Origin of the sequence: Pseudomonas sp. R1-1 (assembly GCF_051132135.1) — a bacterium.
GTDB lineage: Bacteria > Pseudomonadota > Gammaproteobacteria > Pseudomonadales > Pseudomonadaceae > Aquipseudomonas.
Map to the genome: position 1 here is coordinate 3,326,874 of NZ_CP071663.1, position 18,648 is coordinate 3,345,521.

The window sequence follows — 18,648 nt, forward strand, 5'->3', positions numbered from 1 at the left end:
AACTCAGGTCGTCTCGGATTCAGCTTCAGCTTCAGCTTCAAACGAAAATTCGTATTCACCTATAGGAACCAATGTACCAGGAACTTTTGATTTAATAGAAATATTGAAATCATAGTTAGTCCCAGTTCCCGGATGAATCTTATACTTATCCCGTTCAAAGCCTTCAGGGGCCGCGAGCAGATTCACTGACAGATTTGGTGCTGCCACCATTTTTGGACTGAGCTTACCTGACCCTGTGGCATTAGGTATTGGCCGATGGACGGCAATGGAAATTGTCCCAGACTGTTTAGTTTCGGATCGCTCCGCAAAATCTTGGCTACTGACTGACGATGCTAGTGTTTTATTTAATGGAACAGTCGCGGCAGGAATCGAATTGGAAAGTTCTTCAATCTTCTGCTCTGTCGCTCTTAGCTGGGCAGCCAACTCAGCGACCAATGCATCATTGCCTTCGGACGCCTCAATTTTCTTCTCCAATTTTTGGCGTTTGTCCGTAGCGGCAATCCAATCAGAAGTATCTTTATACTTTTGCTCAATTTTGCTGCGCATGGGCCCAGACACCACACCAAGCCAATCGTTCTTAAAAGTCTGATTTGAGAGTGCCAAAAGAACAGCCATTTCGGCAGCAGACTCAATTCTATTTTTCAATCCATACAATTGCATTTCATGAGTATTATCTTTTGACTCAACCGTATCAATAGAAGATAAGAGAAACTCTTTCAATCGATCTATTTGGATAGATAAATTCACAATTTTTTCAGCGGACGCTTCTGCAATCGGGTCATTTTTCTCGAACACGCCAGACTTCGCAAAAAAATAAGAAAAAATTAAAGACAAAAGAGACGTAATAACGAATTGCAGCGATGAAGATAGAGCTTGCTCTCTGGGCAACATTTGTTGCGCAGTAAGCGGTAACGTAATCAGATAAAACGTCCCTATCAGACAGAAAAAACCAAACAAAAAATAAACCACATCCTTTATGTTTTTCATTAGCATCCCAACCAAGTTTGTTAGTTTTTCCTTCATTGCATCCATACTCTTTCGATCTCCTTTTCAGTCCTTTTTATTCGCTAACAGCTCCGTCCCCAGCAGTGTAGCGGAATATATCTGACACTGTAACATCTGGGAATGCGCGCGCATAACAGGAGATAGTTTTGTAAGCACCAAGGTAACAATGGGGAGAACTTACCCTCCTGCAATGATGTGATGATCATGAGCGCATGAACGACTTAGCCACCCTCGCCCGCCTGATCGAAAATCTCATCCGCCTCGGCACCATCGCTGCCGTTCAGATGAAGCCCCCGCGCGTGCAGGTCAAAACCGGAACCCTCATCACCGGCTGGCTCCCGTGGGTCGCCGCCCGAGCCGGTGCCGACCGGGAGTGGAACCCGCCCACCGAAGGCGAGCAGGTCATCCTCTTCAGCCCATCCGGCCAACTCGGCAACGGCATCGTCCTGACCGGCCTGTTCAGCGACAACATCCCGGCCAACGGCGACCGCGAAGGCCTGCACCGCTGCACTTACCGCGACGGCACCGTCATCGAGTACGACAGCGTCGCGCACCATCTAAACGCCACGCTGGCCGATGGCGGCACCACCAACCTGACCAGCACCGGCGGCATCCACATCGTCGGCCCGATCACCCACGAAGGAGACTACACCCAGACCGGTAACCAGAACGTCACCGGCATGGTCACCGTCTCCGAAGATGTCATCGCGGCCGGCATCAGTCTTGTGACGCACCTGCACGGCGGTGTCATGCCTGGCGGCGCGAAGACGGGGAAACCGGAATGAACCGAGAAACCGGCGCGGCCCTCGGCCTGGTCGAACACATCGCCCAGTCCATCACCGACATCCTGACCACTCGCATCGGCACCCGCGTCATGCGCCGCGAATATGGCAGCCTGCTGCCCGAGCTGGTCGATCAGCCGTTCAACGACTTCACCCGCTTGCAGGTATACGCCGCCACCGTCATGGCCCTGATGCGCTGGGAAACCCGCATCAGCCTCAGCCGGTACCCAGTTCATCGGCGCGAACCTTCAAGGCCAGGCGTCGCTGGAGTTCGAAGGCACCATCGTTGATAACAATCAGCCGCTGAGCCTGAGCGTGCCTCTGCAACTGGGGGGCAGCGTATGAACACTTTTGTCGCCATCGACCTCGGTCAACTGCCGGCGCCGCAGATCGTCGAGCAGATCGATTACGAACAGATCCTCGCCGAGCGCAAGGCCTACGCCGTCAGCCTCTGGCCGATCGAGGAACAACCTGAAATTGCCGCCCGCCTCAACATGGAGTCGGAGCCGCTGACCAAATTACTCGAGGAAAACGCCTACCGCGAAACTGTCTGGCGACAGCGGGTCAACGAGGCATCGGTCGCCAACATGCTGGCGTTGGCCAAGGGCACCGACCTCGAACAACTCGCCGCCAACTTCAACGTGAAGCGGTTGGTCATTCAAGCCGCAAACCCGGCAGCCGTGCCGCCTGTCCCCAAGCTGATGGAAAGCGACGACAGCTTGCGCGAGCGTGCACAAATGGCATGGGAAGGCCTCAGCACTGCCGGCCCGCGCAACAGCTACATCTTTCATGCCCGATCCGCTGACGGACAAGTCGCAGACGCCACCGCCGAAAGCCCGGCGCCGGCCGAAGCCGTGGTCACCGTGCAATCCGTGCTGGGCGATGGAACAGCGTCCCCGGCTCTGCTCGACAAGGTCAAAACCTACCTCAGCGATGACGACCGCCGCCCCGTCGCGGATCGCCTCACCGTCCAGGGCGCCGAGATCGTCAACTACCAGATCAAGGCGCGGATCTACCCGTTGAGCAATGGCCCTGAAACCGAATTGGTCCTCGCAGCAGCCGAAGCCCAGTTGCTCCAGTTTGTACATCAGCGCCGACGCCTCGCACTGGAGGTTTCCGAATCCATCGTGCATGCCGCGCTGCACGTCGAGGGCGTGCGCAAAGTCGTGCTGGAAGACTGGGAAGACATCGTCGCCACCAAGTACCAGGCGCCGTATTGCACAAGCGTGGAACTGACATTGGGGGTTGAGTGATGCCCTTCCAGCCACTTCTACCTGACAACTCGACACCACTGGAACACCAAGCCGCACAGGCATTGGCAGCAATCCAGCTCGTGCCGATTCCGTTGCGCACACTCTACAACCCGGACAAATGCCCCCTGCCCTTGCTGCCGTACCTAGCTTGGGCTTTTTCAGTGGATCGCTGGGACTGCAAATGGCTCGAGTCGGCCAAGCGCGCAGCCTGTCGTGCGGCGTACTACGTCCACTCGCACAAGGGCACCATCGGTGCCTTACGCCGTGTAGTCGAACCGCTGGGCTACCTGATCGAGATCGCTGAATGGTGGCAGACCATCCCACACGGCACACCCGGCACCTTCACCTTACGCATCGGCGTCCTCGACTCCGGCATCACCGAAGCCATGTACCAGGAACTGGTGTGGCTCATCGACGACGCCAAGCCCCTCACCCGGCACCTGACCGGCCTCGACATCATTTTTGAGTCCCGACTCGACGCATTCGCTGGCATCTCCGTTTTCGACGGGGACGATATTGACGTCTACCCCTGGAACAACCCGGACATCAACATCCCCGTCCGGGGCTACAACGGCGTAAGCATCTACACACTCGACGAACTGGACCTGTACCCCCATGGTTGATCACAACTCTATATTCGGCGGCATGCTGACCACGGCGGGCGCCGCCAAGAAAACCAACTGCGACGCCCTCGGCATCCCTTGGGAGCCGAGCCACATGCTAATCGGTGATGCCAACGGCACCGCCCCCACACCCAATTCCTCACAGACTCAACTGATCAATCAGGTCCATCGCGCACCACTCAATCAGCTTCACGTCTCACCTACCGATCCAAACGTGCTGATCGCCGAACTGGTATTGCCCCCGGAAGTGGGCGGCTGGTGGATGAGGGAGTTGGCACTTGAAGATAGCGACGGCGTGTTTTGTGCGGTTGCGAATATGCCACCCTGCTACAAACCCCTGCTTGACCAAGGGTCGGGACGTAACCAGGTCGTGCGGATGCACATCATCACAAACGGCACCGCCAACATTCAGATCAAGATTGATCCGGCCGTGGTACTAGCGACCCGAGATTATGTGGATCGCTCCGTCATCGCACGCTCAGCGTTCACCAAGGTGTCGTCATCCAGAACCTTGAAACCTCAAGAAATGGGCATCGTTCTGATAGACGCCAGTGCCCGAGCCTTGAACATTCAGCTACCAGCATCTGACGCCAAACTCGGTATGCGAGATGTGGTTGTTCACCGCAAAGACAACAGTATCAATCGGCTGGTCATCAAGGCAAACGGCAAAGACAGCCTGAAGTTTCATACGCACTTGAACCCAGAGGGTTATCCATTTCTGGTGCTGATGGGCGCCGGTGATTGGTGGCACTTGCGCAGTGATGGCGCCGGGAGTTGGTGGCCAATAGGCCGCTTCGACAGTACGACATTGGGCCGACCAGTTTTCGAAACCACGACCGTGTTCAGTCCTGGTGGCTACGGCGCCATGAGCGGGCAATTACTCAACAGAAATGAATGGCCATGGCTGTGGGATCACGCTCAACAATCGGGAATGCTTTACCCAGAAAAACATACATATCTGGAAGGCGCATGGACGTTCGGCGACTACAAAACAAACTTTCGGATACCCGAAGCAAGAGGTGAATTTTTCCGGGTGCTTGATGAGGACCGGCGCGTCGATAAATCGACTCTGGCAGGTGTCACCAAACGAGGAAGCGCAGTTATTAGCAATATCACTGGCCGCACGCACGTGAAGATCGGGATGATTTTGGAGGGTGGCGACTTTCCAAATGGCACCACTGTTGTTTCGGTCGACAGTTCAGAGATTATTGTCTCCAACAAGTCGCAGACGGATGGCGCTGGTGAGTGGCAGCTTATTGGTCGGATTGCCGGCTCATGGACACCCGACACTTTCGAGCGGCACACCCACCCTGTCTCGATTGGATCCGGCAAGGGGGACCGCGTAGCGCTCCTTTCCGCCCCTTCAACCTCTGCAACTCATATCAAACATGTAGAGGCCTACAACACATCCCCGCCTTTAATCGGACCGGTGGGAAAGGAAGAAACCCGGCCACGCAACATCGCCTACCCGGCTCGAATTAAATTGATCTGAGGCCTTCATGATTACCTATTTGATTGATGATGCCGGCGCCCTGAGCGGCCCGGTGACGTTCCCTGATATTCCCGGTTTCGGTCCGCAACTCCCTAGCAACGCGGTGCAGGTTCCGAAAGTCCTTACTCAGCCCGAAGCAGGCACGACATGGGCGCAACTTGATGGAGATATCAGGCAGGTGCGCGATGTGCGAGGCACCGTTTTCCGCACAGTTGATGGCACAAGCCAATCGTGGCAGCAATTAGGCGAACTGCCCGAAGGGCTAACGGCCCAACCATGGCCAGGCGAACACTTCCGATGGATCAACGAACAATGGACACTCGACGAACCTTCCTTGCAAGCGGCCCAAAGTGCTCAGACCCTGCTGCACCGCGATGGCCTGTTGCGTAACGCGCAATTACGCATCGCACCGCTTCAGTACGCAGAAAAGCTGGGGACTGCGACACCTGAAGAACTGACCGCTCTAACGGACTGGATGCGCTACAGCGTAGAACTCAATCGCATCGAACAGCGAGATCCACTTCCCGACATCGTCGATTGGCCGACACCTCCAGACCACAACCCTCGCCGTTGATGCAGGGTTGTAACCCTGCCCCCTACAACGCTCAAAGCACGACGTAATCATCCTCCAGCGGCAACCTGTGCATCGACTTCACGCTCACCGCACAGGCCGCTTCCATGTCCGATTATCTTCACGGTGTCCGGGTCATCGAACTCAACGATGGCTCACGCCCGATCCGCACGATCCCGACCGCCGTCATCGGTATGGTTTGCACCGCTGATGATGCCGATGCAACGACCTTCCCACTGGATACACCGGTACTGATCAGCAGCGTACGAAGCGCCATCGGCAAGGCCGGTGAAAAGGGTACATTGGGGGTCAGCCTGCAAGCCATTGCCAATCAGACCAAACCCTACGTCATCGTGGTGCGCGTAAAGGAAGGTCAGGACGAAGCGGAAACAGCCAGCGCCTTGATCGGCACCACCACCGAATCCGGCAAATACACTGGCATGAAAGCGCTGCTTGCGGCCAAGTCTCGACTGGGATTGGTGCCGCGCATACTGGGCGTGCCCGGGCTCGACTCGTTGCCCGTGGCCACCGCCCTCACATCGCTCGCTCAACAACTGCGCGCATTCGCCTACGTCAGCGCTTGGGGCTGCCAGACCAAAGAAGAGGCCGTTGCTTACCGTCGCAACTTCGGCGCGCGGGAAGCCATGGTCATCTGGCCTGACTTCCTCAACTGGAACACCGCCACCAACAAGACTGCGAACGCGAGCGCGGTGGCCAATGCGCTAGGCCTGCGCGCCAAGATCGATCAGCAAACCGGCTGGCACAAAACCTTATCCAACGTCGCCGTGAATGGCGTCACCGGCATCAATGCCGACGTGTTCTGGGATCTGCAAAACCCGGTGACCGATGCCAACTACCTCAACGGCAATGAGGTCGCCACGTTGATCAACGAGGGCGGCTTTCGATTCTGGGGAAGCCGCACCTGCAGCGACGATCCGCAGTTCGCTTTCGAGAACTACACCCGGACCGCACAAGTCCTGTCCGACACCATGGCCGGCGCGCAGATGTGGGCAATGGATAAACCCATGCACGCCTCACTGGTGCGCGACATGATCGAAGCGGTGAACGCCGAATTTCGCACCAAGGTTGCGGCGGGTTATCTGGTCGGCGGAGGCTGCTGGTATCCCGAAGACATCAACACCAAAGACACCCTCAAGGCGGGCAAGCTCTGGCTGGATTACGACTACACACCGATCCCGCCGCTCGAAGATCTGACGCTGCGTCAACGCATCACCGACCGCTACCTCATCAACTTCGCCAGCCAGATCAACCGCTAACCGGAGAACGGCGCCATGGCCCTGCCGCGCAAACTGAAAAACCTCAACCTGTTCAACGATGCCAACAGCTATGTCGGCGTGGTCAAGAGCGTCACCCTGCCCCCACTCGGCCGCAAGATGGAGAGCTATCGCGGCGGCGGCATGAACGGCCCGGTCAAGGCTGATCTGGGGTTCTCCGACGACGGCATCCAGTTCGAATGGAAGACCGGCGGGATGGATCTGATCGCGCTGCGCCAGTTCGGCGCCGTGAACGCTTCAGGCATCGCTCTGCGTTTCGCCGGCGCCTTCCAGCAGGACGACACCGGTGATGTAAGCGCCGTTGAAGTGGTCATGCGCGGCCGTCACGAGACCATCGAGATGGGCGACAACCAACCTGGCGAAGACACCGAACACAGCATCACCACCACCTGCTCCTACTACAAGCTCATCGTCGATAACGAAGAAATCATCGAGATCGATCTGCTCAATTTCATCGAGAAAGTGAACGGCGTCGACATGCTCGAAAAGCAGCGCGCCGCGATCGGTCTCTGACCTTCGCCCAACCTTAGGCCACTCCCTATGCAAAGCATCGAGCCACACGAAATCAACCTTTCTATCGATGACAACAGCGTCACACTCGACACACCCATCATTCGCGGCAAAACCACGATCAATACGCTCACTCTGCGCAAACCTCAATCGGGTGAACTGCGCGGCGTGCAGTTGATCGAGTTGCTGAACATGGACGTCGCAACCCTGATCAAGATCCTGCCGCGCATCACTTCACCCGGCATTACCGCGCCGGAAGCCGCCGGCATGGACCCGGCGGATCTGCTGGCCTGTGGCAGCAAGATTTCCGCTTTTTTGTTACAGAAGTCGGTGAAGACGGATGTCTGCCTCGTTGCGTAGAGGACGCCATGGCTGACTTGGCGGTGGTCTTTCATTGGGCGCCAGCGGACATGGATTCGTTGGGCCTGCAAGAGCTGATGGAATGGCGCGAGCGCGCCAGGTTGCGGAGTGTCGTCGATGGCGAATGATCTGAAACTGCGGGTATTGCTGAGCGCCATCGATCAGGCCACCCGGCCATTGAGGGCAATCAACAACAGCAGCATCGGCGCTGCCCGCGCCTTGAAGGACGCCCGCGAAAAGCTCAAGGCGCTCAACTCGCAGCAGAAGGATGTGAGCGCCTGGCGCTCGCAACGTGCGGCGGCCGAGATGACGGCTCAGGCGCTGCAAGCAGCACGCAACAAAGCCAGAACGTTAAGTCAGCAAATGGCCGCCACTGCTGCGCCGACGAAGACCATGACACAAGAATTGCGCAATGCCGTCCGTGAAGCGCAGAAGTTCAAGCAACAACACCAGCACAACAGCGAGCAGCTACAGCGCCTTCGTACTCGGCTGCACGACGCCGGTCTCAGTACCAAAAACCTAAGCCAGCACGAACGTCGCCTGCGTGAGCAAACCGATGCTGCAAATCAAAGCATCACTGAGCAGACCCGACGTTTGGCGGCGTTGGCGGCTCAACAGCGCAGGCTGACAGCGGCCCGTGCCGCACTACAAAATCAGCGAGATGTCGCCAGTTCAATGGCTGGAAAAGGCACGGCAGCGGCTGCGAGCGGAGGCGCAGCGCTGTATGCCGGCGCAAAGATGATCATGCCCGGCATCGACTTCGACGCCAGCATGAGCAAAGTGCAAGCGATCACCCGCCTCGATCAAAACGCTCCCGAGCTATCGGATCTGCGCAAGCAGGCGCGAGGGCTGGGCAGTTCCACACAATTCACCGCCGGCCAAGCCGCCGATGCTCAAGGTTTTCTGGGCATGGCCGGCTTCCAGCCGAAAGCAATCAAAGCCGCCATGCCCGGCATGCTCGACCTCGCCTCTGCCGGCGGTACTGAATTGGCCCAGACCGCCGACATCGCTTCAAACATTCTCTCCGGACTCGGTATGGAAGCCGAGCATATGAGCAAACTGGGCGACGTACTCGTCGGCACGTTTACCCGCTCCAACACCAATTTGCAGATGCTCGGCGAAACCATGAAATACGCAGCACCAATGGCCAAGACCTACGGCGTCGAGCTGGAAACCGCCGCCGCGATGGCGGGCAAATTGGGTGATGCTGGTTTGCAAGGCAGCATGGGCGGCACGGCCCTGAGTTCGATTATGAACCGCTTGGCAGCGCCGCCCAAAGCTGCAGAAAAAGCACTTGCACAATTGCAGATCCGCACTGCTGACGCTCACGGCAACTTGCGGAAAATGCCGGACATCCTCAAAGAGATTCACGACAAAACCAAAGACTTGGGCACTGCGAAAAAAGGTGGCCTGTTGAAGGCCATTGCCGGTGAAGAAGCCGTCAAAGGCATGGCCCAATTGGTGACTCAGGCCGGCAATGGCGAGCTGCAAAAACTGATTGCCAGCCTGCGTGAAAGCCAAGGCGAGGCAACTCGCACCGCCAAAGTCATGGCTGACAATTTGAAAGGCGACCTGACGACGCTAGGCAGTGCCTGGCAGGATCTGGGCATTGAATTGCAGGATCAGCAGGACGGGCCTTTACGGTCGCTGATCCAATCCCTCACGGAGGTTATTCGCGGTGTAAAAAACTGGGCCGCCGAGCATCTAGAGCTGGCGGCCACCATTGTAAAAACCGTAGCAATCATCGCGGGGTTAGCGGTGGTACTCGGCGGCCTGATGGTTACGGTTGCCGGTGTCATGCTGCCCTTTGTGGCGTTACGACTCGTATTCCTGAGCTTGGGGATTCGCCTGCCCAGCCTGATCAGCCTGTTGTGGAGTCTTGGTCGCCAGGTACTGCCGTTCGTGGGTAAAGCGCTGCTGCTCTTGGGGCGCGCGCTGATGTTGAATCCCATCGGCTTGGCCATCACCGCTATTGCCGGCGCCGCCTATCTGCTTTATGAAAACTGGGACGCGGTAAAGCTCTACTTCACCGATGCCTGGAAAGAGATCAAAGCAGGTTTCAACGGTGGCACGACCGGCATCCTCAAGACCCTGATCAACTTCAGCCCCGTGGGTTTGCTTTATCAGGCCTTCGCGGCCGTCATGAAATACCTTGGCATTGAGCTGCCCGGCCGGTTTACCGAGTTCGGCGGGCTGATTATCGACGGGCTGGTTAAAGGGCTGAAGGCCGGGATCGGCAAGCTGAAAAATGTCATGGGCGATATTGGCGACTCCACCATTGGCTGGTTCAAGGAAAAGCTCGGTATCAACAGCCCTTCCCGCGTCTTCGCCGAGTTGGGCGGTTTCACCATGGCCGGTCTCGCTCAAGGACTGGAGCGTCATCAGCGTCAACCGATCGGCGTGCTAAGCGGGTTGACTCAGCGGATCAATGACACAACCAAAGCGATCAGCTTTATGCCGGGCGCGAGAAACCATTTGCTGACCGTCGATAACCGATCTCCGCTCAAACCTAAATCACCATCGATTCACGACAGCCACGATATTTACGAAATCAACATCCACCCTGCCCCGGGCATGGATCCGTTGGCAATCGGTCGTGCAGTGCGCGCCGAGATGACCCGCATCCAGTACGAGAAAGAAGCCCGTCAACGCAGCCGTTTGGCCGATCTGGAGTAACGCCCATGATGCTTGCCCTGGGCATGTTCGTCTTCAGCCTCTCCACCGCGGCCTATCAGGCCCTGCAACGCCAAACCGAATGGCGCCACACAAGCAGCAACCGTGTCGGCGCAGCACCGGTCCGGCAGTTTTTGGGTCGAGGTGACGACTCGATCACCCTGCCTGGCGTCATCCTGCCGGAACTGGCCGGCAGCGCGCTCAGCCTCGATGCATTGCGGCTGATGGCCAACACCGGTAAGGCTTGGCCGATGGTCGAAGGTAGCGGCCGGATCTACGGCTTGTGGATCATAGAGAGCCTGAGCGAAAACAAGACCTTGTTTTTCCGTGACGGCACACCCCGGCGTATTGAATTCACGGTGAGTCTCAAGCGCATCGATGACGACCGAATCGATCTGCTCGGAGCCGGGACGAGCGTGGGCATCAGCATCATGAGGTCACTGTTGTGATCGACGCTGCCCTCTCCCGCGTTACCGGTTATGTGGATAAGAGCCTCTCACGCTACCAGCGGGAGGCCGCGTATCCAGTGCCGGCGTTCCGCATCACTGTGGACGGCAACGACATCGCTCATCTGATCAGCCCGCGCTTGATGAGCTTGGACCTGACCGACAATCGCGGCATCGAAGCCGATCAGCTCAGCATCACCCTCAGCGATCATGACGGCCTGCTGGCCATCCCTCCCACCGGCGCGCTAATTCGCGTGTGGCTGGGCTGGAGCGACACCGGCCTGATCGACAAAGGTACCTACACCGTCGATGAAACCGAACACTCCGGCGCTCCCGACGTGCTGATCATTCGCGCTCGATCGGCCGATCTACGTAAAAGTCTGAAGACCAAGCGCGAACGCTGTTGGAGCAACACCACCCTCGGCGACGTACTCGGAGACATCGCCTTGGGCAACGGCCTGACCACCACCATTGCCGGCACTCTTGACGGTTTACCCCTCCTGCAGCTCGACCAAGCCAACGAATCCGACGCCAATCTGATCAGCCGCATCGGCGAAGAATTCGATGCCGTCGTCACCGTAAAGGCTGGCTGCCTGTTGTGTCTGCCGGCCGGCGGCGGAAAGACCGCCAGCGGTGCCGATCTGCCCCACATCACCCTGACTCGCGCCGAGGGCGACCAACACCGCTACCTGCAAGCCGACCGCGACAGTTACGACGGAGTGCGTGCCTATTTCTACGACGTGAACAGCGCCGAAAAGCAGCACGCAATCGCGGGTGGCGGCGAAAACCTCAAGGATCTGCGCCACACCTACAGCGATCGGCAATCGGCCCTACGTGCCGCCCGCGCCGAATTCAACCGACTGCAACGCGGCAGCGCGACTCTCAGTTACGTCTTGGCCGTGGGTAGGCCGGAACTGATCCCGGAGCTGACTTACACGCTCGAAGGCGTGAAACCCGAAATCGAAGAAATCGTCTGGTACGGGGGCAACGTGCAGCACTCCCTCAGCGCAGACAGCGGCTACATCGTCAGTCTGGAACTTGAGAGCAAATTACCGGAGGACACAATCGAGGCATTGGCTGAGGAGAACAAAGACGACTTCACAGGCGTCATCGCGTATTACCGAGACAAGAAGACCGGAGCGCAGAAACCGGTAACGACTGGCGAACAGCGCAAGCCAAAACGCTTACGTTGGCTGTACGCCACTGAGAGCACCGCCAAACGTGCGGCGGATCGCGAATGGAAAAAGCTCCAACGTGAAAAACCATGACCCATCAAGGACGATTGCATGCAGGACATACGCTGCGGCCATTGCTGCCGCAAACTCGCCGCCGCCAGCGGCTTCACTGAATTACAGATCAAGTGCCCGCGCTGCCGGACACTCAACCACCTGAAGGCCCCGAGCCTCCCCCCAGCGTGCCGCGAGCATCCAGAACAACGAGTTACTGAATGCCGCAACCCACCCTTGGCAGCCTGTTCGCAGGCATAGGAGGCTTTGATGTCGGATTTGAAAACGCGGGGTACCGCAGCGCCTGGCAAGTCGAACTCAACCCCATCAACCGGACTGTGCTTGCCGATCGATTTCCCCACGCCCAGCAATTCGAAGACGTGCGCCACTGCGGCGCCCACAACCTCTGTTCGGTCGATGTCCTCACTGCAGGATTTCCCTGTCAGGACATCAGCATCGCCGGCGCCCGAGAAAGCAACCGAGATACCCGAGGACTACGCGGCGAGCGCAGCGGATTGTTTTGGGAAGTCATACGAATCCTCAAGGAAATTCAACCTCGCTGGGTGGTGCTTGAGAACGTCGTTAACCTGCTCGCTATCAACGATAGCCACGACTTTGAGACAGTCATCCGGGCCCTTGCGGACTGCGGGTATGTGGGATTCTGGCGAGTGCTTAATGCTCAATATTTCGGAGTCCCCCAGCAACGTCGTCGAATATTCCTGGTCGCAGGTTATCGACAAATGCCCCCCTTCGAGTTCCTGGCTGACGCCGCGCCAGTGGACGCAATACCTCCAGCGTCTCAATCGCAGCACTGGCCACGCCCCGCGGATGCCTGGGCTGCCAATACTCTACTCGCGGACAGAGCCGCCTCTCAGATCGCTATGGGCTGTACCACTCTCGTCGCTCACGCGAACGGATGGGATCAGATGGCTGAGCGGCAGCGAGCGGCTGAAGATGATGGGTTTTGCCTCGGACTGGATGCGGCCAACCTTGCAGAGGCTTTCGGTGCCGGAAATGCCGTTGTTACGCAGGTGGCGGAGTGGGTTGCAGAAACGTTACTGACGCTCAGCTAAAAATACACATCCACGCGACCGGCAGTTCTCCCTTGCCTCGAAGGGTTGCGGAAACGATAGCATTTAACTTAAATTCATCATCCAATCATCTGACAGGGAGGAAATCGCCTTGAAAGACTTCTTGGGGTCGGAGGGAAGCTTAGTCTCAGTGGTGAAAGAGGCCTGGTGCCCGCACGCGCCCCTCTAATGCTTCCGGGGAGAAGCCAGCTGAATCCACATAGCTAGAGCCTACATAGCCCTCCCAACGGTCTTCCGAATGGGAGCTGCTTTGGAAAGCCGATGCTCGGTAGGCTGGGGGAGCCTCAACTCAGTGAAGCTGATTTTGGTATTAGGGGGATAGTTCGATACCTTATCTGGCCTTCGAGGCCGAAGCTTCACGACTTTACCTTACAAGCGCAAATCGACGCGGACTGGGATGACAAACTAGTCAACGAGAAACGGGCGCGAGCCCTACATCGCTCACGCTCGATTCGTATTCACGGCGTGGCCCGTGCACATCTTCAGTAGTGAATACTCCAGACAAACGTCACCAAGGCATAGATCAATGCCATAGGCAAAGTTGTAAAACATAATCCGATAGCAAGTCCGAACGTCCAGCAATAAACACGGTTCTCAGGCTTAGCGTTTTTCAGTGCTACAGAAAAATTCTGTATTAGCCAATACAGAACCCCGATCGCGAGTAACATCCCGATAATAGCTGAAATGCTTTTAAAGCCAATCTCATCAACCCCGGCGTTTTCAAACCCCCCTTTTGTTGCAAGCCACGTAAACGAAACGCCGGTCAACGTTGCGATCGAACTAGCAATACTTAGCGCCTCAGACCCTTTCAATGCCAACTCCTCTAGACATTAGAATGCCATAAGTATCTCATGACTACCCCACCGTAAATCAATACCACTTTTTCATCCTCAACGGCTAAGCGGTCTTCCCGAGGCTGCCAATACTCTGCTCGCGGACAGAGCCGCCTCTTCGATCGCTATGGGCTGCATCACTTTCGTCGCTCATGTGAACGGATAGGATCAGATGGTTGAGCTGCAGCCCGCGACTGACGATGATGGGTTTTGCCTCGGACTGGATGCGCCAACCTTGCAGAGGCTTTCAGTGCCGGAAATACCGTTGTTACGCAGGTGGCGGAGTGGACTGGGCACAAGTTGATTCTAGGGCGCTAAGCACTAGCATTCATCTGCAATCCCGTACCAAATCTTATCAGTACGGGATTGAAAACGCAGGGTAAAAAATAAACTACGTCCCTAATTTTCTTCTGATTGCATTTGCAATTTCAGGCAAGCCTTTTCCATTATCCCAATTCAAGTACTTGTAAGCTTTCATCATCGCATGAATTTTATCTTGATCTACACCTGCGTTAATCATCAATACTTTTTTATTGCTTCTCATCAAGTCCATAAAAAACGTTGAAAACTCGGCGAGGGGCCAGCCACTGGCGCTATCAAAAAAATTATTGGTCAATATGAAAATCCCGACATTGGCATTCTCAATACCCTCATTGACCTTAAGATAAATATTATCACCATAGTCGATTTCATAGCTATCCAGCCAAGTACCTATATCCTCGGCCTGTAAATACGCATTAAGCGGACCAACGATTAGCTCTTTATCCTTCGATGAGTGACTAATAAAAACCTTGGATTCGTTCCGATTCATTTTTTTATATTGGGGATTCATAGCCTCAAACAACTCCCGTTCAGGCCATATGAACATTGAATTTGGCTCACTTGTGAAAACCAAATCAATCAACCCATCTTCCAGAAACGTGATCACATTATAAAAAATCACATCATTCAAAAAAACATTATGCCGCTTTAATTTTTCAGGATAACTCTCCCGCAGCCACAACTCAAAACCAACAGGGTCATTTTGAATATTAATTAAAATAGAAAATTCCAAGCAGTACGGATTATTGTTTATCACCGCACCAACTGATGTGGCGTAGTCCGGATCAAAGGTGCGCAAAACATCCTTCAAGAAAGTTTTCTCTTTCACGCGAGCACCATAATCACATTCAAACATATACATGTAGTTAGTCGCCATACACCCTCCCTGTCGTATAAAACATGGACTCGAAAGCTTCCATGAGTACGTTTAGCATCGATGCGGCTTCCAAGGGGTAGCCGTATGCCATTACTATCACAGGACGGGTCATTGATGCGACCCCACGACGCCTGATAGCCGATAGCTCAAGGATGGAAAATGCTTCTTCAAACTGATTTCGTAAAAGACTGGCATACAGAACTACAGAGGATTATGGAGCAAGAGTGGGCAATGGACCTGAGCCAAGTGCCCGCACACGATCTCGCTGCGCTGTTTTTCCACGCGATGAGACGTCGAATAGAACCCCGTCCGCGCATTATTAAACTTTCCACTTCTTTTTCCTGCCCAGCGCCCCATGCATCAGGATGGGCCTCGCTCAGACGGAAGATTGAAGATGGTAATGACCTCTCACCCCACCTGAGCCTTCAGATTGAGAAAGTGATGGCCAAAGACCCGTTACTTTTTGATTGGGGCATTTATCACCTACATTTAGGCGAGTCTGCTCACCCCAACAACGGAAACTTCGTCGAGCGCACGGGCCCGGTTCTATTTGGATTCCCTACGAAAGAAATTTTTCATGCAATCGGCATTTACGAACACGGAGCATGGAGCGATAGCTCTGTAATTGAGACGCTGCATTCAAACTGGCCAGAACTCACCACTGGCGCAAAGCTTCATGGAGTAGCATCTCTAACAGGAAATTATACTGATGAGGACAGGGCGAAATTGCGAGCAGCAGGCGTCAATCTCATTACACCACTATCGGATGGCACTTTCATAACGGCACTAGGAGGCGGCTACTCTACAAATGGTATTTCCACCTCAGGTGTCAGGGCAGCCGATCGAGAGGAAGACAAAATTCGCGGCATTCAGGATCAAATTCACGTTGCGTCTCTCGAGCTAGAACAAGCGCTCAAAGTGGAGGGTTATGATGGAACTCAAACAGTCGTTGCACATTTGAATTTTGCATCCGGAAATTGCTGGATATCTTTCGAAGGCTTCAACCTCACTTTTGATGTTGAATAAACATAGGAGGACGTGAGTCAACTCAAAGCGGGCTGAATGGCAGCTCGCTCTGAGTGCAGGAAATCACGAGCCTAGTTGCATTTAACAGTTCACAACTGATCCAGCTTTGTAGTGAAGCTCTGACTCATCATCTCCCGCCGCATCCCCCAATCAGGTGCTGACGCCCCCCCCCCCAGTGCGGAGTGTTCCCTGCCCCAACACTGGTTAATCTCATCCCCCCCATAACCTTTTCGGCGGCTTGCGATTGCGACTCCGCGAACAGGAGATTCGTAAACTTCCCGGGCTGCCGTAGATCCAAGAACAAAACTTCAGCCTTGCTGTATTTAAATCCCAAGGCTAAACAGACGGTTAATTGCATCAGTCACGGCCTTGGTCAGCAGCCGCACATCATTCGTAGGGTAAGCCAGTTCAACCAGCGCCCCGTTGACGTAATTCACCTCCTCCGGACTGAACATGCCGGTTCGAATGCTGACGCGGATTTTCTTGCACAACAAATTCTGCGCTCTCCGTGTTGCCGCAACACGTATTTGATTTGAAAGAATGGCGCGCCCATTCTCACCAAGGATTTGGCGTCGTAGCTTCGGGCAATGACGCAACCATCCTTGTTGCACAGAAAGACGATGACGGTCTGGTTACATCAGGGAGAAAGACCCGCTCTTAGCTCGCGTAGAGGCAGTTGCAGCCAATGAGAGCAAAGACCTGCTCACGACCTGCCATGGTCGCGCACGCTATAGGTCACTACACCCCAAATCACCAACTCATCACCCTCCATCACGTAGCGCGGCGGATATTTGCTATTTGCCGATAGCAGCATGACCACGTCGTCGCGGCGGTGTAGGCGTTTGCAGATAGGTTCGGCGTTGAGGCCGGCGATGACAATATCGCCGTGTTCGGCATTGAGGCTGCGATTGACGATGACCAGATCGCCGCAAAATATTCCCGCGCCTTGCATGCTGTCGCCCTCGATCTTGGCAAGGTAGACGTGCGGCGCTCGGATATCGAACAGCTCGTCCAGGGAGATATGCTTTTCGATGTGGTCGGCGGCTGGGGACGGAAAGCCCGCCGGTATACGGAACGAGTAAAGCGGGAGCGTTTTGCCGTCCGCCGAAAGCGGGCCAAGGATGGTGACACTCATGATTCGAACCTGGATGAGAAATGGACTGAAGATACGAAGTTGCCTGTCACTGCCTACTCATCGCTATTGATGTCGAGCATCGATTCCACCGCAAAGGCTAGCGCCCCATCCGCCAACTCAAGCAGATCGCAGAGGTCGTCGCTATCAATCACCTTATTTGTGTAGAGGGTGCGGGCTCCGGTCAGGAGTGCTTTGTGGTGAGCGCCTGGTCTAGCGAAAAGCGCGGATCTGTCGGCGAGCATCGCCCGCCAGTGCGCTAAGTCTTTTGGCTGTGAGCCAGATGCGACGGTGATTATAGTTTTCATCGGTTCGGTTCCCCATGCGAACGCGTACTGTACGCATAACCAGTATATTCAGAGTCTTCGGACGAAACCTACAGATGCCGACGAAATACCCTACGGCAGTTAAAGAAATGGCTGGTATAAAAACGTATTTTTGACAGCTTATACAGATTAAAAAAAACCCGCTTCAGCCGAAGCTGAAACGGGTTTTTCCCCACCACAACGACCGTTACTTCAGGTCGTCGAAGTGATCTCGCAGGAACTCGTAAAAGCGAAACGCTTTAAACAATCTCCATACGAGGCTCAGCGTACGCAGCAAAAGCTTCATACGTTTTGGCCTCCAGTTGGGGGCCAAACCTCCAGCACACTTACCGGATCACGCGTGCCTTCAGCAGATACGCCAGTATTGCCTGTGAGGCGGCCGGTTGAGACCCCTCCGAGGCATCATCCGGCACGGGTGCAAAACCGTGTCAGAGGGCATAAATCTGTTATGCCACCAGCCAAACCTCACCGCCGCGCTGGCATACGAGCGACGGCATCTTAACCTGATCCACAGGGGTTCTCCGGCAAAAGGATAAGGGGCTTTTGTAAATCGGTATTTCTGCCAGTATCCTCGCTTCGTTGTATCGGCCAAAAAGCACTTTTCGGCGATTTGGTCGTGTGGCTCAAAAATCACCTTGCGAGGATGAGCGAAGATTAATAACATGACCGCACGCCAGTATTGTCTGTGAGACGTACTTAGCCCGAGCCGCAAGCGAAGGCTTACAAAAGAACCGCCCTGCAAAGGCGGTTTTTTTTCGCCTGCCGTTTGCAGGTACGGCGTCCGCGATTTCCCGAATACGGCTTTT

At 55.4% G+C, this 18,648-nt stretch carries 20 protein-coding genes and 2 pseudogenes; 16 read left to right on the top strand and 6 right to left on the bottom strand.

Features of this window, described 5'->3' with window-relative positions; translation table 11 throughout:
- Window positions 1-3: 3 nt before the first annotated feature.
- The gene (locus J3P75_RS15005; RefSeq protein ID WP_434707241.1) at window positions 4-1,032 is read right to left on the bottom strand and encodes a hypothetical protein; all 1,029 of its coding nucleotides are present in this window, start codon (window positions 1,030-1,032) and stop codon (window positions 4-6) included.
- A gap of 185 nt (window positions 1,033-1,217) precedes the next feature.
- Between J3P75_RS15005 and J3P75_RS15010 the strand changes: the two genes are divergently transcribed.
- From J3P75_RS15010 to J3P75_RS15080, 15 genes and pseudogenes are all read left to right on the top strand, one after another.
- A complete protein-coding gene (locus J3P75_RS15010; protein WP_434707242.1) occupies window positions 1,218-1,790 on the top strand; it encodes a phage baseplate assembly protein V in 573 nt (190 codons plus the stop codon).
- Window positions 1,787-2,132: pseudogene (locus tag J3P75_RS15015) on the top strand (GPW/gp25 family protein). The gene J3P75_RS15010 and the pseudogene J3P75_RS15015 overlap by 4 nt, the downstream one beginning before the upstream one ends.
- A complete protein-coding gene (locus J3P75_RS15020; protein WP_434707243.1) occupies window positions 2,129-3,040 on the top strand; it encodes a baseplate J/gp47 family protein in 912 nt (303 codons plus the stop codon). Before J3P75_RS15015 ends, J3P75_RS15020 begins: the two are co-directional and overlap by 4 nt.
- Window positions 3,040-3,663 (top strand): phage tail protein I, encoded by a 624-nt coding sequence (locus tag J3P75_RS15025; RefSeq protein WP_434707244.1) that lies wholly within the window; start codon window positions 3,040-3,042, stop codon window positions 3,661-3,663. Before J3P75_RS15020 ends, J3P75_RS15025 begins: the two co-directional genes overlap by 1 nt.
- Window positions 3,656-5,155 carry a phage tail protein gene (locus tag J3P75_RS15030; protein ID WP_434707245.1) on the top strand — a complete coding sequence of 500 codons (1,500 nt, stop codon included), beginning with the start codon at window positions 3,656-3,658 and terminating at the stop codon, window positions 5,153-5,155. The genes J3P75_RS15025 and J3P75_RS15030 overlap by 8 nt, the downstream gene beginning before the upstream one ends.
- 7 nt (window positions 5,156-5,162) lie before the next feature.
- Complete coding sequence (locus J3P75_RS15035; protein ID WP_434707246.1) at window positions 5,163-5,729, top strand: tail fiber assembly protein; 567 nt, start codon at window positions 5,163-5,165, stop codon at window positions 5,727-5,729.
- A gap of 104 nt (window positions 5,730-5,833) precedes the next feature.
- Window positions 5,834-7,003 (top strand): phage tail sheath protein, encoded by a 1,170-nt coding sequence (locus J3P75_RS15040; protein ID WP_434707247.1) that lies wholly within the window; start codon window positions 5,834-5,836, stop codon window positions 7,001-7,003.
- Window positions 7,004-7,018: 15 nt separating this feature from the next.
- Complete coding sequence (locus J3P75_RS15045) at window positions 7,019-7,534, top strand: phage major tail tube protein (RefSeq protein WP_100847862.1); 516 nt, start codon at window positions 7,019-7,021, stop codon at window positions 7,532-7,534.
- A 27-nt stretch (window positions 7,535-7,561) separates the two neighbouring features.
- Window positions 7,562-7,891 (top strand): phage tail assembly protein, encoded by a 330-nt coding sequence (locus J3P75_RS15050; protein ID WP_434707248.1) that lies wholly within the window; start codon window positions 7,562-7,564, stop codon window positions 7,889-7,891.
- Window positions 7,892-7,899: 8 nt separating this feature from the next.
- The gene (locus J3P75_RS15055) at window positions 7,900-8,019 is read left to right on the top strand and encodes a GpE family phage tail protein (RefSeq protein WP_100847860.1); all 120 of its coding nucleotides are present in this window, start codon (window positions 7,900-7,902) and stop codon (window positions 8,017-8,019) included.
- Window positions 8,009-10,567, top strand: a complete 2,559-nt coding sequence (locus J3P75_RS15060) for a phage tail tape measure protein (RefSeq protein ID WP_434707249.1) — start codon at window positions 8,009-8,011, stop codon at window positions 10,565-10,567. Before J3P75_RS15055 ends, J3P75_RS15060 begins: the two co-directional genes overlap by 11 nt.
- 5 nt (window positions 10,568-10,572) lie before the next feature.
- Complete coding sequence (locus J3P75_RS15065) at window positions 10,573-11,013, top strand: phage tail protein (protein WP_434707250.1); 441 nt, start codon at window positions 10,573-10,575, stop codon at window positions 11,011-11,013.
- Window positions 11,010-12,278: a phage late control D family protein gene (locus tag J3P75_RS15070; RefSeq protein ID WP_434707251.1), complete on the top strand. Its 1,269-nt coding sequence runs from the start codon at window positions 11,010-11,012 to the stop codon at window positions 12,276-12,278. The genes J3P75_RS15065 and J3P75_RS15070 overlap by 4 nt, the downstream gene beginning before the upstream one ends.
- A gap of 18 nt (window positions 12,279-12,296) precedes the next feature.
- The gene (locus tag J3P75_RS15075; RefSeq protein WP_434707252.1) at window positions 12,297-12,497 is read left to right on the top strand and encodes a Com family DNA-binding transcriptional regulator; all 201 of its coding nucleotides are present in this window, start codon (window positions 12,297-12,299) and stop codon (window positions 12,495-12,497) included.
- Window positions 12,458-13,309 (top strand): DNA cytosine methyltransferase, encoded by an 852-nt coding sequence (locus J3P75_RS15080; RefSeq protein WP_434707253.1) that lies wholly within the window; start codon window positions 12,458-12,460, stop codon window positions 13,307-13,309. The genes J3P75_RS15075 and J3P75_RS15080 overlap by 40 nt, the downstream gene beginning before the upstream one ends.
- 500 nt (window positions 13,310-13,809) lie before the next feature.
- On the opposite strand, the gene J3P75_RS15085 is transcribed toward J3P75_RS15080, so the two are convergent.
- The gene (locus tag J3P75_RS15085) at window positions 13,810-14,139 is read right to left on the bottom strand and encodes a hypothetical protein (RefSeq protein WP_434707254.1); all 330 of its coding nucleotides are present in this window, start codon (window positions 14,137-14,139) and stop codon (window positions 13,810-13,812) included.
- Window positions 14,140-14,551: 412 nt separating this feature from the next.
- Complete coding sequence (locus tag J3P75_RS15090; RefSeq protein WP_434707255.1) at window positions 14,552-15,358, bottom strand: toll/interleukin-1 receptor domain-containing protein; 807 nt, start codon at window positions 15,356-15,358, stop codon at window positions 14,552-14,554.
- Between the two features lie 159 nt (window positions 15,359-15,517).
- Here J3P75_RS15090 and J3P75_RS15095 point away from each other — a divergent pair, with 159 nt between their 5' ends.
- On the top strand, window positions 15,518-16,384 hold the full coding sequence (locus J3P75_RS15095) for a hypothetical protein (RefSeq protein WP_434707256.1): 867 nt from the start codon (window positions 15,518-15,520) through the stop codon (window positions 16,382-16,384).
- Window positions 16,385-16,473: 89 nt separating this feature from the next.
- Here J3P75_RS15095 and J3P75_RS15100 read toward each other — a convergent pair.
- From J3P75_RS15100 to J3P75_RS15110, 3 genes and pseudogenes are all read right to left on the bottom strand, one after another.
- Window positions 16,474-16,893: pseudogene (locus tag J3P75_RS15100) on the bottom strand (DUF4113 domain-containing protein); the annotation flags it as partial.
- Window positions 16,894-17,087: 194 nt separating this feature from the next.
- Complete coding sequence (locus J3P75_RS15105; protein WP_434707257.1) at window positions 17,088-17,519, bottom strand: LexA family protein; 432 nt, start codon at window positions 17,517-17,519, stop codon at window positions 17,088-17,090.
- 53 nt (window positions 17,520-17,572) lie between these two features.
- Window positions 17,573-17,824, bottom strand: a complete 252-nt coding sequence (locus tag J3P75_RS15110) for a hypothetical protein (RefSeq protein ID WP_434707258.1) — start codon at window positions 17,822-17,824, stop codon at window positions 17,573-17,575.
- Window positions 17,825-18,648 lie beyond the last annotated feature (824 nt).